Raw genomic sequence first — 14,455 nt, forward strand, 5'->3', positions numbered from 1 at the left:
GGTTTATTGCCCCTTTGAAATGGGGAAAAATTTATTTAATAGAATGTTGGTCGTTCCTTAGGGGAAGACCTTTTCTATTTGAAGACCATGGTTGAGAGTATATACAAATATCTTATGAATATAGTAAATGATATAATATAGTTAATTATAGAAAATAAGATAGGTTGGTTCTTTTATGACTAAAAAATATTCACGTCGGACATTTTTAAAACGAATCGTCTCTACAATTACAGCAACTCTTTTAACTACAACCATAGGGTTTGTATATGCTAGGCATATTGAACCAAAACGAATAACTATTTCTAGACACGTATTAAAACATCCTCTAATTCCACATTCCTTTAAAGACATAAAAGTGGTCCAATTTAGTGATACACATATTGGCCATTTCCTTGACCTAGAACATTTATCAAAAATAATTGAAAAAATTAATGAATTGGGCCCTGATATTGTGTTGTTTACTGGAGACTTACTTGATGAGCCAAATAAGTATCCGTTTTCAGCTGCCGTGCCACCTATTCTATCCCGTCTTAAAGCTCCATTAGGAAAGTATTGCATTTATGGTAATCATGATCATGGAGGATATGGATCTGACATTTATAAGAGTATTATGGAACAAAGTGGATTCACAGTAATGCTAAATAGTTCTACGAGGATCTCTATCAAGGGAGCTGATATTGCAATTGCAGGTCTTGACGATGTGATGCTAGGTAAACCGGACTATTCCCATACGTTTAAGGATATTTCACAAGATACCTTGTACACTATTCTGCTTGTCCATGAACCTGATGTGGCACCACAATCTTCCTCTTTCGGAGCACATGTACAGCTCTCAGGTCATAGTCATGGTGGACAAATACAACTTCCCTTTGTTGGACCAATTGTCACACCGCCACTTGGAACTGATTATTATGAAGGAGTTCATACAATCGGAGCCACAACCCTATATGTAAACAAAGGGCTAGGTACAACAAGGCTACCATTTCGTTTTTTAGCACCACCAGAAATATCAGTTTATAAATTCCAACCTGATTAATTTAGCTGGTTATTTTTAATAGCATTCGTAAAAATCGAACTAAAAACAGAGTTCATACTTCATATATTCTAGGATTAGCTACCCAAGTACTTTGGATAAAAAACAGGTGAGAGCTGTAAATGGTCACCTGTTCTTTTAGTATCTATCTAAATAATGCTCTTCAATCGCTTGCTCACAAACAGGCTTGCTAAAAAAGTATCCTTGTGCTTTATCACATTTCATTATTTTTAAAAATTCCAGCTGCTTCGCTTCTTCAACACCTTCAGCTACGACAGATAAACCTAGGCTTTGTGCCAAATGGATAATAGTAGTGGTAATTGCCATATCCTTCCTATCTACTAATACATCTTTGATAAAGGATTGATCAATCTTTAAGGTATCAATAGGAAAATGCTTTAAATAGTTTAAAGAAGAAAATCCTGTACCAAAATCATCAACAGCCACCTGAACACCTAGTTCCTTTAATCGATTCAAAATGAGTATTGCTTCCCTAGAATCCTGAATTGCTCCTTCTGTAATCTCAAATTCTAGACTTTTGGGGTCAATGTTGTTTTCTGCTATAGCTTTTTGAATATATTCGACCAAGCATGGTTGTTGAAACTGTTTAGGAGAAAGGTTAATTGCTACAGTAACAGACCTGTATCCATTATCTTGCCATTGCCTTAGCTTTTTACATACTGTATTTATAACCCATTCACCAATTGGTAGAATTAGCCCGATCTCTTCGGCAAGTGGGATAAAATTAGCTGGGGATATGAACCCAAGTTCTGGATGATTCCACCTTATCAACGCTTCAAAGCTTGTCACTTCCCCTGTCAATACATCAACTTGGGGCTGATAATAGAGAATTAACTCATAACGATCTATCGCTTTTCTTAAACCTGTTTCAAGCAACATCGTTTGCGAAGTACTTTTTTGCATATCAGTACTATAATATTGATAGTGTCCTTTTCCACGTTCTTTTACACGATATAAAGCAGTGTCTGCATTCTTAATTAATGTTTCTCCATCTTCTCCATCATTCGGAAATGTACTTATACCTATGCTTGTCGATATGAAATACTCATGTGTGCCGAATAAAAATGGTTTTTGAATCGACGTTAAAATCTCCTCTGCAATTCGACTCGAATTTGTTTTGTTCGTATTCTGCAATATAACTACAAATTCGTCTCCACCCTGGCGGTAAACAGAATAACCCTCTCCATCGATGTTCAGTAGTCGTTCTGCCACTTCTTTTAATAAGACATCACCAACATTGTGCCCTAAGGTGTCATTCAAAGATTTAAATCTATCTAAATCAATATACATAACAGCTAGTTGCTCTTCAAATTTTTTGGCAATTGAAATAAAATTTACTAAGTTTTCTTTTAAGGCACTTCTGTTTGGTAGTGCGGTTAACTGGTCATGAAATGCCATATATTTCATCATTTTTTCATAGCTAGACTGTTCCGTAATATCTTTCAAAATTACAAAAATACCTGTAATCTCAGTATTTACTACAATTGGTATCATCTTCAGATGGACCAAAATTGTCGTTGCGTTTCTATGTTTGATTCGACAGCCAACAAACTCTCTAGCGTTTCCTAGTAAAGTTTCCTGAAAATGAATAGAAAATGTTGCAACGTCTCGATCATCTAGCAGATTAACTATTGTACAATTGTTTAATTGTTTTTCTCGGTATCCCATTATTTTGAAAGTAGCCGGATTTGCGTGAAGAAGCTTTCCATTTAAATCTAGGGAAAATACTACGTCCAAATTATGATCAACTAGAGACTTATAGCGTTCCGTACTTTCAATTAGTTTTCTTTTTTCAATCATCCGATCCGTTATATCACGAGTAATACTAACGACATAGCAAATTACGCTATCCTCATTATAAATAGGTGTTAATATCGATTCTCCATATGCTTCGTTTCCATCAAGAAGTATGATCTTATCTTGAAAGGAAACAACACTTCGTTTTCTGATAACACGTTCATAGTGCTCTTGAATATGAGTGGATATATCTTTTGGTAAGACTTCCTGTAACGTTTTATCAATATAATCAGGTGTTAACCTTGCTTGTTTTAATGCATTCTCGTTTGCAAACATATAACGAAATGTTGTTGGGTTATCAACTTTCATAATATATATTAGATCTTCGATATGTTTAAGAATAATTTGAAAAATATCATTTTCCATTTTTTTATTGTTGGTGATATTTATAAAATTTCCATTCATATTTCCCTTACGTTTTCCCATTTTACCATCCTCTATCATGGTTCATTTTAATATTGCTATTCTTTCAATTCTACATAAAGTGACAAAATCCTTCAAGAAAGGGATTACATTATAAGGAAACTCGCCGAATGGCGTGCCCAAAGGGCGAAGACAAAGGCGTAGTTGCACTTACATCTTTGGATTACATTTTTTACATGATAAGAGGAAATGCCACAAAACATGTAACTTTCCTCCCCCATTAGGTACTTTTATAGTATAATAATCCTTAGTTTAGAATAAAAGAATCATGTTTTCGAAAGAGGTTTCAACATGTCCACATATCGCACGTTTGTAAAACAGTCTATTTTAAATTATCTGATAGGATCGGTTGTTGCTGTAGTTGGTGTTGGTGGTATGTTCATCTTTTCAACGCTGCAAATAACAAAAACTGAATTGATATACTTAACTTTTATTTTATTTAGCTCTTTGATTATCATGTGTGTGGCAGAACTGCTAATGTTCAAAAAGCATCTTAAACCAATTAAGCAGGCATTTTCTAAAGATTACCCAACACTTGATGACATTCAACAAGCTTATCTACAAACACATCGATTCCCTATCCTGACCGTTAAACGTATATTTGGACCACATTTGTTTGGGATTTCACTTCCGTCCGTCATTATGACTATTTTACTTATTGAATATAACTTGCTCTCTTTTCCGTATCGTTATGTCCTATTTGCAATTATTGGTGCTGGACTTATTGCAGGTATGCATGGTCTAATTGAATTCTTTTTAACCACTAAAGCAATAAAAATAGCTTTAAATCAACTTAGAAAAATGGCGAAAATGCAATATAATGCTGATATCTCACTGAACGGACAAGTTCTAGTATCGATTCAACAAAAGTTCCAATTAAGTGCATTGTTTATCAGTGTGTTTCCAATATTATTATTTAGTCTTGCATCACAGATTCGCCTTCAGGAGGTTTCTGAAAATCAATTAACATCATACTGGAGTTGGGCAATCGTAATATTATTAGTTTCCACTTTTTGCGCTACATACGGGGCTTACCTTTTATTTAAGGATATTTCTCAGCCAATTGACCAATTACAAGCTAGTATGAGAAACATTGAAAGAGGAGAATTCACATTTTCTAATGACATCTATTCTGATGAATTTTCGCGAGTTATAACAGGATTCAATATGATGGTACAAGGACTTAAAGAACGCGATAACATGAACCAACAGCTCCTAAATAGTTTTTACACAACGCTTGCAATGACCTTAGATGCACGTGATCCATATACCGCCGGTCATTCCATCAGGGTAGCAAATTACTCTGTAAGAATTGCTGAAGGAGCATCACTTTCTGTTGCTGAGATAGACTTACTTAAAAAATCTGCACTTCTTCATGACATCGGAAAAATTGGTGTACGAGATAATGTGTTACTAAAGGATGACAAGCTAACTGAAGATGAATTTGCACAAATAAAAAGACATCCTGAAATCGGTGCAACTATACTATTGCAAATTCAGCCTTCTGAAGCAATGGAGCCATTGATTCCTGGTGTAAAGTATCACCACGAACGTTATGATGGTAATGGATACCCACATGGACTAAAAGGTGAAGAAATTCCAGTATTCGGAAGGATTATGGCAGTTGCTGACGCATTTGATGCGATGACCTCTGATCGTCCATATCGTAAGGGTATGCCGATTGATAAAGCCTTAACCATCCTTGAACATGGAAAAGGTACTCAGTGGGATCCGTATTATGCAGACTTATTTATTAAGTTGATCAGAACTGAGGGCGTAAATAAAGAAACTATTAAAGCAACTAGTTAACCTAGTTGCTTCGTTTTTTACAATTGTATTCCTCTTTTAGCGAGCTGTTTTTAATAATTTTTCCAATGTGAATTTGCAAAAGTCAAAAAGGTCAGTATAATGGTATGTAGAAAGGAGAGAAAAAATGAATACCCAGCAAAACCAAGCTCCAATAAAACCAACCGTCGAAAACCTCGCACGGGCAATCTTCATTGTCAATCGACATGCAAAAACGGCTACTAATCCTAAATTTCTCTATTTATTAAAGAGAAAAGCATTAGAAAAACTATTAATTGAAGGAAATGCAAAAAAAGAAGGGCTTCATTTTTCGAGAAATCCGAAAAACAGCAGACAACAATCCGATGTTTTAGTATCAGCAGGGGACTATTTCTTTCACATGCCTCCTTCCAAAGAAGACTTCGCAGAGTTACCACATCTTGGGACACTAAATCAATCTTATAGAAACCCCAAAACACATTTGTCACTCTTACAAGCCAAGAATCTCTTGCAACAATATGTAGGTATGAAAGAGGACTCACCATCACAAAATAGAAAAACTAACAATAGAAGTTACAATAAACCCGTCTTTAAAAAACTTGGTGAAAGCTATTTTTAATTAATATAAAGAAAACAGATAAGTGGCTCTTATCTGTTTTTTTTGATTTATGAAAAAAGTTCTATGGATTTCTCCCTAAGTTCATGAAAAAAAGCAGGTAGGTCTGATTCATCTATACCTGCAAGTATCGCTTTCACTAGCGCTTTATAATACCATGATTGTTTAGCATAACCTCTGTTAAAGCTTTCCCATATTCCGTCCCCATCGATACGACATGCTTCTAAAAGACTGTTGATATTATCTAATTTGTCTGCCGCTATTAGAGCTTTTATTTCAAGCGACGCACCTTCTATGCTGTCAATTGTATGTTGTTTTCGGATCTCCCATGACAAAGCTTTAGTTTCGGTATTTGACATAACCAGAACGGCGATTTTCTTGCCAAAGATCTTTTCAATTTCTTCAATCGTAGTGCTAGTATCTTCAACCACATCATGTAGATATCCTGCAGCCACCACTTCTTCTGAAAACCCGGCATCCCTAAGGGTCTGTGCTACTCCCTCTAGATGTACAAAATAAGGTTCACTAGTTAATTTTCTCTTTTGTTCTTTATGCGCATTCATTGCAAAATCCCTTGCCTTATCCACAAGACTCACTTAACCACCTCTTTCTTTTAGTAAGAATTGTTTCTTAAAGAATGTGCTCATCGATTAATCTTACTAGCACCCCTATCTCGGGTTTACTTACTTGACCCTCTGCCCCCACCATTTGACCTTTGTGACGAAGGTCCTCTGTTATAAGCGATGAAAAGATAATAACAGGCAATTTTGTTAGTCGGGAGTCGCTTTTAATTCTCTTTGTTAAATGGTGTCCATCCATTTGCGGCATTTCAATATCTGTTACAATGATCTGTACATGTTCATCTATCTTTTTATCCTCATTCACAATGGATTCAAGGTATTGCAGTGCATCTTTTCCATTTTCAAAAAATTCTAGATTGGAATACCCGGCTTCTGTTAATGTATCATTTAGTAGCTTTCGTAAAAGCGGTGAATCTTCAGCAACCACTACCTTTTTGTTTGACCTTTCTCTATTTCCTAACTTTTTTATTTGATCAACATTAATCCCTGTTTCCGGATTTATATCTACAACCATTTTCTCAAAATCTAATAGTAATAACATATCACCATTTATTTTTATGACACCAGTAATATGGCTTTGTAGGCCTTGGTAAATATTAGATGGCTTTTCTATTTTATCCCATGAAATACGATGGATTTTTGTAACACTATGTACATGGAAAACAATTTTTTGCTTGTTAAATTCAGTTACGATAAATTTATCTAATGCAGGTGTAGTAGATTTCTCAAATCCAAGCGCTGTTGCGACATTTACTACAGGAAGCACTTCGCCGCGAAGTTCTATTATACCTTCCACATTCTTATGAGAATGAGGCACCTTTGTAATGGGAACCGGAATCATTATTTCTTTTACCTTTATTACGTTTATCCCAAATTTATTGCTCCCTATGCCAAATTCAACTACTTCAAGTTCATTTGTACCACTTTCAAGCAGAATCCCTTTTTTATCTTCCATTAAAATCTTCCTTCCAAACAACTATGATTTCTTTCTATTATATTCGCTACAACATATTCTTTAAAGACGGTATATAAGAATAAGTGGTATATTTCGTGAACTTTGGCGAATTTCTTTACTTAATCTAAAAAAATAAAGGTTGCAAAACTCTGCAACCTTTTTAATATAAATATTGTAAGACACGACTATCGGCCAAATTTGTATCAATTGGACACACGTCTGCGTCTCTTCCATATTGCCACAACCAGACATTCCCCTTACAATTCGGTTTGGATGGTGCAAACGCAGGTGCGTTCCTTTCTTTTGTAGGTCCTGGCTCAGGTTCAGCACTCCATAAAATCGCTTGTACTGCTACTTGGTTATTCGTTGTAACAGCTTTACAATACTCTTGCGCAAATGCACCTTCTGTTGGATCATGATAAATACCAGGTCGATAACCGGTAGGATATAAAGACTCTACCCACCCCCTTATCCAAGCCTCATCAACTTCAAAAAACCTTTCAACATTAGCAAATAAGGCAATATTATTCGGTATTCCTAATCTTCTGGCATTATACACTGCATTTCTTGCAGCAATCTGCCCCTTTGAATACCCAACAGCTTCAGAGAAAACATTATAAATAGGTAATACTTTCATCCCTTTATTCCTTATAAATGCTATTTCTTCTTTCGTTAATCCTTCAGAAACATTAGGAACATCTGTTAAATAACGCCCCCAATATCTGGGACTCCCAAAGTTTGATTTAACACAATTGAAAAGCTCATCATTTACAATGGCTGCTGAATCAACACCCCAAATATAACGCGGCATATCCTTTCACATCCCTTCAAGTACCATTCTGTATATATGTATATGAAAGTATGACTTGTCTAAACCAACATTATTTGAAATCTTATCCGTGAATAAATAGCTGAATTGTTCCAATACTAGGATTAAGCCAAATTAACAAATGGTAGTATATTTGATAAATTGGTTTGGTTTATGTAACATATGAGGATGGATTTTAACTAAAAATATACCACCCCTCATAAAAACCGCTAAATAAGGTAGTAAGAACAAAAGCGCAAGGCGCCCGCTTATCGGCGACAAGCATAAGACGGTTCCTTTAAGAAGGTGGTTTTTCCTTCTTAAAGGAAATGGCTTATGGCCTCAGGTCCGATGGCGCCTGGAGCTGGACGTAGATAGACAAAGACTAGTAATACACAACCTTACAATTTTATAATTTCCTAAACAATCAAAAGACAGGTTGCAGATAATTGCAGACCTGTTTGGATCATCATGTTATTATGTTTACTCTTTCATCATCGGTAAACTTATTATTACTTTTGTACCTTTATTAGGTTTACTCTCGTATTCAATTTTTCCGTTCATTTCTCGGATCAGTCTATTGGTAATCATACTTCCAAGACCTGTACCTCTTGTCTTTGTCGTGTAGTAAGGCAAACCAATTGTTTCTAATTGCGTTTGTGTCATACCCTTCCCATTATCTTCAATATCAATCGTAACAGTATTTTTTTCTTCTCCTGGTTTTTTGGTAATTTTCACAAACCCACCGTTTTCAATTGCTTCAATACCATTTTTAATTACATTTAGTAGTGCCTGTTTTAAGTGATGTTCATCAGCATAGACATGATGCGCACCACTTCCTTTATAAAGGATTGTTACATTACCGTACATACCAAGAGGACGTAGAAGCTCGATAGAATCCTTTAGTACCGTATCGACTTCAACTTTCGTTAATTCAAAATCTGCAGGTTTATTCAGATTAAGATAATTCGTAATAATCTTATTTGTCCGGTCTAGTTCTTCAAGAATAAGGGGTGAAAACTGTTTGAATTTTTCATCCGAAGTATCTTGTTGTAAAAATTGAATAAAGCCTCGTACAGTCGTTATTGGATTACGAATTTCATGAGCGATGGATGCTGCCATCTGACTAATATTCGTGAGCTTTTCCAAATATACCGTTTCGTTAAATTGTTGGTTTGCAGAAATCAACCGCTCAACCACATACAGTAAAGCAAAGTAAGTAACAAGAAATGCAGAAAAATATACTATGTAAAAATTATAGTCTAAATTTTCGACAGTATAAAAAAGGATCATTACATAAAAGAAAAAGTAGATTGTAATTAAAAATGTGCCCGTTATCATCTTATTTTTAGACTGAAGGTAAAGTCGACGGAAACTAATAGCAATAATGAAGGCAAGTAGTGATACAATTACTCCCACCCATGCAAGATTACCTCCAATCAGTATCCTAATAGTAATAACTAACAATGTACAAACCAATCCAGCTAGCCCGCCACCATACAAGGTAACGATGATGATCGGGATCATCCGTAAATCAAAGTTAGTTTCACCTAAGCTTTCAATTGGGTAAAACATGCAAAGAATGGCTGCAAACGCACCAATAAGCCCATAGATCAATTTTTGATTTAATGTTAATGGTCTTTTATTGTTAAACGGAAAGAATAAATTAGCATTAAACGCTAGTGAAAAGATAATTGTTACATTAACAATTAGCGGCTTAATAATTGAAAGCATCGAATTTCCTCCAAAATAAACATTACCGTTATTTTAACATAACAAATTGTGTAGTGTTGTATTTTCATGTTTACTCCTAACTTAGTTAGTAACATGATATAATTTTTACGGGTTTAAAATAATGAGGGAGCAACTTTACAAATGAATCGAATACAAAAACAAATTCAATTTATTGCTGAAATTGACAAACTTAAATCTATTTACCGTCAAAGCTTTATTATCGATGGATCACGGCATGAAAATGATGCAGAACATACTTGGCACTTTGCAATGATGTCTATAGTGCTACTTGAACACGTTGATCATATTGGAATCGATTTGTTACGTACACTTAAAATGGTTTTACTCCATGATATTGTCGAGATAGACGCAGGAGACACCTTTGCATATGATGTGAAAGGCTATGAGGATAAAGAAGATCGTGAACAGGCAGCAGCTAAGAGAATATTTGGACTCCTTCCTATAGACCAAGGAGCAGAATTCTATGATCTTTGGGTTGAGTTTGAATTACAACTCACAAACGAAGCTAAATATGCAGCAGCGATAGATCGTTTGCAACCGCTTATTCAAAATTATTATACTAAGGGCGCTTCCTGGAAAAAACATAGTATCACGAAAGAGATGGTCCTTAAACGGAATAGAAAAATTAAAGAAAGCTCAGAAACCTTATGGAATTTTGTTGTAGAATTGGTTGAAGATTCTGTTATAAAAGGCTATCTTCTACCTTGAATAGTAATTTCAATTCCAATGTGAAAGAAGGTGGCAACAATACGCTGCCACCTTCTTTTCGATTATCCCATCCATTTATGAAGCAACTGTTCATCAGAACCCTTAACAAAAATATCCACACGCCTTCCTTCCAAAGAAACAGCAGCTGGTTCAGATGTAAGAGTTCCACCGAGGTCTTGCCATTCATTCCACTTATTACCATCCCACATGATATAATACAAATGATTATCAAGTCCTTTTGAAAATACATCGAGATGAAATCGTCCCCCTGAAGCAACAGTCGGACTAGAGGTCAACTTGCCCCCTAAGTCAACCCAATCATGCCACTTCTCTCCATCCCATTTCTTTTGTAGGAGAGAGCGATTTTTACCACGAGCAAACACGTCAACTCGATTTTGCTCAATTGAAATGGCGGCAGGTGCTGAAGTTAGTTCCCCTCCAAGATCATGCCACTCACCCCAACTAGTACCATCCCAAGATTTTTGATAAAGTCTTTTTTTAGCACCCCTTATAAATACATCCAACTGATTCTCGCCCCTTGATGCAACAGCAGGTGAGGAAGTGAGCATACCACCTAGGTCTTCCCACTCGCTAAAGCTTTCCCCATTCCAAAACTTGTGAATCAATTGTTGATTTTCACCTCTAGCAAACACATCAATTCTGTTTTCCCCCCATGACAATGCTGCAGGTGATGAGGTTAATTTCCCACCAAGATTATTCCATTCTCCCCATTGGGAGCCATCCCATCGACTATGGTATAGTTTTCTGTTTCTTCCTCTTGCGAAAACATCTTTTCGATTTTTCCCCCAGAAGGCTACTGAAGGTCCTGATGTCAGTCTTCCACCTAAATCCTCCCACTCACTCCATTTGCTTTCCTTGCTTTCTGGCTTGTAATCACTATTTGTAAGTGTTAATTTGATGATTTCTTTTAGTACCCTTTCTATTGTACGATTTGGTATTTTATAAGATTGCAAGGTAACAAATATCGGATGAAACTGTTTTAGTAATCCTTGGAATAAATGGTTAACTTGTTGATCAAGTGAACCATTAGATTGATTTCTAGCTGTAAATGTAAATTGAACAGTCTGCAAAAATAGGTACCGTGAAAGTTTATCGTCGACCTTATATTCCTCTAAATCTTTATATAACGGCTTAACATCCTCCTTTATCACTTTCCATACATGTTGAAGCTGCTCTTTTTGTTTTTTAACATAGTCTGCTGAGTAGATGTTATTTGGAAAATAACTATTATAATAAGGTGTAAGTCGCTGATTTTGAGGATATGGTTGATACTTAGTTTGCTGTTTATACATCATCCCTTAACCTCCTTTTTAATTACTTATCATTCTATCTTATGACGACATTTAAAGAGTTAATCCATCCAAGTTTAAAATCCATTCTTCTTTAAGATGGATGTCATGATTAAACATAGCGTTTAGAATCGCTAATGTTTACAATATAGAAAAAAGGCTTCTAATCTGGTTGGAGGGAGAACATGAAAAAAGGATTATTGCATCATATTGAACTTTATGTTTCGAGTTTAGAAAAAACGAAAAGATTTTGGGGATGGCTGTTAATTGAGTTAGGATACGAGGTTTATCAAGATTGGGAAAAGGGAATTAGCTGGAGACTAGACAATACTTATTTGGTGTTTGTTCAAGTTGACGAGAAATTTAATAATATCCCCTATCATAGATGTAGAGTTGGCCTGAACCATCTTGCCTTCCATGTAGAATCTAAGCAGCATGTAAATGAACTAACTAAACTACTTAAGGAAAATGGCACACATATCTTATATGAAAATAAACACCCGTTTGCAGGAGGCCCTGACCACTACGCTGTCTATTTTGAGGACCCTGATAGAATAAAGGTTGAACTAGTAGCACCATAATATTCATTTTATTGAATCTAAACGAGTTATTTTACCATATTCTGATATATCTAAATTTTTAGAAAAATACTTTACTTTTTTGCCGTTTCGGTTAATAATAGTAAAAACGATAGGAGAGTGATCAAGATGAACCATTACAAAAAAGACCAAAAAAACGAACTCGTTATTATTTCAACACCAAACAGCGAAAAGACATTAATTGAAAGGGAAGCTGAAATGGTTATTGATCATTCACTGCTCTCCTTTAAAAAGACACAATTAATGGATCAAATCGATAATACCCTCACTAACGGGGACGAAGTATTATTTATGGAACTGTCAAAACAATATATTACTTTATTATCTCAGTACAGTTACTTAAATTAAACTGGAGGGGCATTTAATGAAGAAGACATATAAGAAAAAGTACACGTTAGTTAAAAATCGCAGTAAAAAATATATCAGTTATAATCTATCTCAGGAAGAAAAGTTTGCAATTGAATTATGTGCACAACTGCTTTTAGATGAGCTAAGTTATCGTTTTAACGTAAAGAGATTACAGGAATCAATAGACCTTGCCACCGATGCCAAGGATGAACAGCGTTTTAATGAATTATCAAGAAAATATAATGATCTCATACAAATTAATACGTAAACAAGAAAAGCGCAAGGCGCGCCCGCCTTTCGGCGACAAGCATAAGACGAGCACTGACTGAAGGTGTTTTTTGCCTTCGGGAAGGGATTGGCTTATGACCTCGAGCCGATGGCGCCCGGAGCTAGACACTAAAACTAGGTACAAACTTTTATACTTTCTTATCTTTGAACAAAAGCGCAAGGCACGCCCGCCTATCGGCGCATCGATAAAACCCGCCACGTCCTGTTTACGAACATCGACATCAGCACATCCTGTGCAAGCCAAGCATAAGCCAATCCGTCTAAGAAGGTTGTTTTTTGACCTTTTTAGACGGATTGGCTTTTGCCATTGAGCCGGGGTGGGGCACGGAGCTAGACACCAAAACTAGGTAAAAGTTTTACGCTTTTAAAAAGGGGCAACAGAAAAATTCTGATACTACAAATAACTTGGTTCCACCTAGAGATGAAACCAAGCAAGGGGTTTAACGGGTTATTCGTATAAGTGACAGGCAACAAAATGCTGCTTTTGGACTTCTTGTAATTTTGGTTTTATCGTTTTACATTCAGGTTTTACTGAGGGACATCTAGTAGAGAAGACACAGCCCTGTGGAGGATTTACCGGACTTGGGACTTCGCCTGTTAGTTTTGTCCTCTCTAAGATTTGATCCTCCTCTTCAAGGATGGCAACTGGAATAGCTTTGATTAATTCATTTGTATATGGATGCATTGGATTGTGATAGAGGTTTTCACTTGTTGTGATCTCTACTAGATTTCCTAGATACATAACACCAATCCGATCACTGATGTATTTCACCATAGATAAATCATGGGATATAAATAGGTATGTTAATTTTTTCTCTTTTTGTAAATCAATTAGCAAATTGACAATTTGGGCTTGGACAGACACATCAAGCGCTGAAATAGGTTCATCTGCAATGATAAAGTCAGGTTCTACAGCGAGTGCTCGTGCAATCCCAATTCTTTGTCTCTGCCCACCACTAAATTCATGCGCATAACGGTTCGCATGTTCCCGACTAAGTCCCACTGTTTCGAGAAGTTCGTAAACCTTTTTCATACGCTCTTTTCCTTTATAAAGTCCGTGAATTACCATTCCTTCTGAGATGATATCACCGACAGTCATCCTTGGATTCAGCGAGGAATATGGGTCCTGGAAAATCATTTGCATTTTTCGATTTATTTCTTTAACTTCTTTGCGTTTCAATTTGTGGACGTCTTTTCCTTGGAACAAAATGTTTCCCTCTGTTGTTTCATATAATCGAATAATAGTTCTTCCTGTTGTTGATTTACCGCAACCAGATTCACCTACTAAACCAAGTGTTTCCCCTTCAAAAATTTCAAAGGAGATGTCGTCTACCGCTTTTAATGTATTCCCATTCTCTATCTGAAAATGCTTCCTTACGTTTTTCACTTCTAAAACTTTTTTTCTCACTACATGTTACCTCCTTAAAA

The 14,455-nt window shown here is 35.8% G+C and carries 14 protein-coding genes; 7 read left to right on the forward strand and 7 right to left on the reverse strand.

Annotated elements, in window-relative coordinates; all coding sequences use genetic code 11:
* Window positions 1–175: 175 nt before the first annotated feature.
* On the forward strand, window positions 176–1,036 hold the full coding sequence (locus tag PY093_RS01515; RefSeq protein WP_275644086.1) for a metallophosphoesterase: 861 nt from the start codon (window positions 176–178) through the stop codon (window positions 1,034–1,036).
* A gap of 135 nt (window positions 1,037–1,171) precedes the next feature.
* Here the strand turns inward: PY093_RS01515 and PY093_RS01520 are convergent, their stop codons facing one another.
* Window positions 1,172–3,277 carry a sensor domain-containing protein gene (locus PY093_RS01520; protein WP_275644087.1) on the reverse strand — a complete coding sequence of 702 codons (2,106 nt, stop codon included), beginning with the start codon at window positions 3,275–3,277 and terminating at the stop codon, window positions 1,172–1,174.
* A 288-nt stretch (window positions 3,278–3,565) separates the two neighbouring features.
* Here PY093_RS01520 and PY093_RS01525 point away from each other — a divergent pair, with 288 nt between their 5' ends.
* Window positions 3,566–5,083 carry an HD domain-containing phosphohydrolase gene (locus PY093_RS01525; protein ID WP_275644088.1) on the forward strand — a complete coding sequence of 506 codons (1,518 nt, stop codon included), beginning with the start codon at window positions 3,566–3,568 and terminating at the stop codon, window positions 5,081–5,083.
* Window positions 5,084–5,207: 124 nt separating this feature from the next.
* Window positions 5,208–5,678, forward strand: a complete 471-nt coding sequence (locus PY093_RS01530) for a YkyB family protein (RefSeq protein ID WP_275644089.1) — start codon at window positions 5,208–5,210, stop codon at window positions 5,676–5,678.
* 47 nt (window positions 5,679–5,725) lie between these two features.
* Here the strand turns inward: PY093_RS01530 and PY093_RS01535 are convergent, their stop codons facing one another.
* From PY093_RS01535 to PY093_RS01550, 4 genes are all read right to left on the reverse strand, one after another.
* Window positions 5,726–6,271 (reverse strand): HD domain-containing protein, encoded by a 546-nt coding sequence (locus tag PY093_RS01535; protein WP_275644090.1) that lies wholly within the window; start codon window positions 6,269–6,271, stop codon window positions 5,726–5,728.
* A gap of 34 nt (window positions 6,272–6,305) precedes the next feature.
* Window positions 6,306–7,211, reverse strand: coding sequence for a chemotaxis protein (locus PY093_RS01540; RefSeq protein ID WP_275644091.1), 906 nt, complete (start codon window positions 7,209–7,211; stop codon window positions 6,306–6,308).
* Window positions 7,212–7,371: 160 nt separating this feature from the next.
* Complete coding sequence (locus tag PY093_RS01545) at window positions 7,372–8,022, reverse strand: glycoside hydrolase domain-containing protein (protein WP_275644092.1); 651 nt, start codon at window positions 8,020–8,022, stop codon at window positions 7,372–7,374.
* 480 nt (window positions 8,023–8,502) lie between these two features.
* Entirely contained in the window at window positions 8,503–9,753 is a 1,251-nt protein-coding gene (locus tag PY093_RS01550) for an ATP-binding protein (RefSeq protein ID WP_275644093.1), read from the reverse strand.
* A 141-nt stretch (window positions 9,754–9,894) separates the two neighbouring features.
* On the opposite strand from PY093_RS01550, the gene PY093_RS01555 reads away from it, so the two are divergent.
* Window positions 9,895–10,482 (forward strand): HD domain-containing protein, encoded by a 588-nt coding sequence (locus PY093_RS01555; protein ID WP_275644094.1) that lies wholly within the window; start codon window positions 9,895–9,897, stop codon window positions 10,480–10,482.
* 62 nt (window positions 10,483–10,544) lie between these two features.
* On the opposite strand, the gene PY093_RS01560 is transcribed toward PY093_RS01555, so the two are convergent.
* Window positions 10,545–11,798 (reverse strand): PLL family lectin, encoded by a 1,254-nt coding sequence (locus tag PY093_RS01560; RefSeq protein ID WP_275644095.1) that lies wholly within the window; start codon window positions 11,796–11,798, stop codon window positions 10,545–10,547.
* Between the two features lie 179 nt (window positions 11,799–11,977).
* On the opposite strand from PY093_RS01560, the gene PY093_RS01565 reads away from it, so the two are divergent.
* The 3 genes from PY093_RS01565 (at window position 11,978) to PY093_RS01575 (ending at window position 13,007) form a co-directional block, all read left to right on the forward strand.
* A complete protein-coding gene (locus PY093_RS01565; RefSeq protein ID WP_275644096.1) occupies window positions 11,978–12,373 on the forward strand; it encodes a VOC family protein in 396 nt (131 codons plus the stop codon).
* A gap of 126 nt (window positions 12,374–12,499) precedes the next feature.
* Window positions 12,500–12,739, forward strand: a complete 240-nt coding sequence (locus PY093_RS01570) for an IDEAL domain-containing protein (RefSeq protein WP_275644097.1) — start codon at window positions 12,500–12,502, stop codon at window positions 12,737–12,739.
* Between the two features lie 16 nt (window positions 12,740–12,755).
* Complete coding sequence (locus PY093_RS01575; protein WP_275644098.1) at window positions 12,756–13,007, forward strand: IDEAL domain-containing protein; 252 nt, start codon at window positions 12,756–12,758, stop codon at window positions 13,005–13,007.
* Window positions 13,008–13,475: 468 nt separating this feature from the next.
* On the opposite strand, the gene PY093_RS01580 is transcribed toward PY093_RS01575, so the two are convergent.
* Window positions 13,476–14,435, reverse strand: coding sequence for an ABC transporter ATP-binding protein (locus PY093_RS01580; RefSeq protein WP_275644099.1), 960 nt, complete (start codon window positions 14,433–14,435; stop codon window positions 13,476–13,478).
* Window positions 14,436–14,455 lie beyond the last annotated feature (20 nt).

Source organism: Cytobacillus sp. S13-E01 (genome assembly GCF_029193815.1).
Lineage (GTDB): Bacteria > Bacillota > Bacilli > Bacillales > Bacillaceae_L > Bacillus_BV.

What these genes read in the sequence shown, in the direction of transcription:
- PY093_RS01515 (WP_275644086.1), top strand. Translation starts at nt 176, where the DNA reads ATGACTAAAAAATATTCACGTCGGACATTTTTAAAACGAATCGTCTCT.
- PY093_RS01520 (WP_275644087.1), bottom strand. Translation starts at nt 3,277, where the DNA reads ATGGGAAAACGTAAGGGAAATATGAATGGAAATTTTATAAATATCACC.
- PY093_RS01525 (WP_275644088.1), top strand. Translation starts at nt 3,566, where the DNA reads ATGTCCACATATCGCACGTTTGTAAAACAGTCTATTTTAAATTATCTG.
- PY093_RS01530 (WP_275644089.1), top strand. Translation starts at nt 5,208, where the DNA reads ATGAATACCCAGCAAAACCAAGCTCCAATAAAACCAACCGTCGAAAAC.
- PY093_RS01540 (WP_275644091.1), bottom strand. Translation starts at nt 7,211, where the DNA reads ATGGAAGATAAAAAAGGGATTCTGCTTGAAAGTGGTACAAATGAACTT.
- PY093_RS01545 (WP_275644092.1), bottom strand. Translation starts at nt 8,022, where the DNA reads ATGCCGCGTTATATTTGGGGTGTTGATTCAGCAGCCATTGTAAATGAT.
- PY093_RS01550 (WP_275644093.1), bottom strand. Translation starts at nt 9,753, where the DNA reads ATGCTTTCAATTATTAAGCCGCTAATTGTTAATGTAACAATTATCTTT.
- PY093_RS01555 (WP_275644094.1), top strand. Translation starts at nt 9,895, where the DNA reads ATGAATCGAATACAAAAACAAATTCAATTTATTGCTGAAATTGACAAA.
- PY093_RS01560 (WP_275644095.1), bottom strand. Translation starts at nt 11,798, where the DNA reads ATGATGTATAAACAGCAAACTAAGTATCAACCATATCCTCAAAATCAG.
- PY093_RS01565 (WP_275644096.1), top strand. Translation starts at nt 11,978, where the DNA reads ATGAAAAAAGGATTATTGCATCATATTGAACTTTATGTTTCGAGTTTA.
- PY093_RS01570 (WP_275644097.1), top strand. Translation starts at nt 12,500, where the DNA reads ATGAACCATTACAAAAAAGACCAAAAAAACGAACTCGTTATTATTTCA.
- PY093_RS01575 (WP_275644098.1), top strand. Translation starts at nt 12,756, where the DNA reads ATGAAGAAGACATATAAGAAAAAGTACACGTTAGTTAAAAATCGCAGT.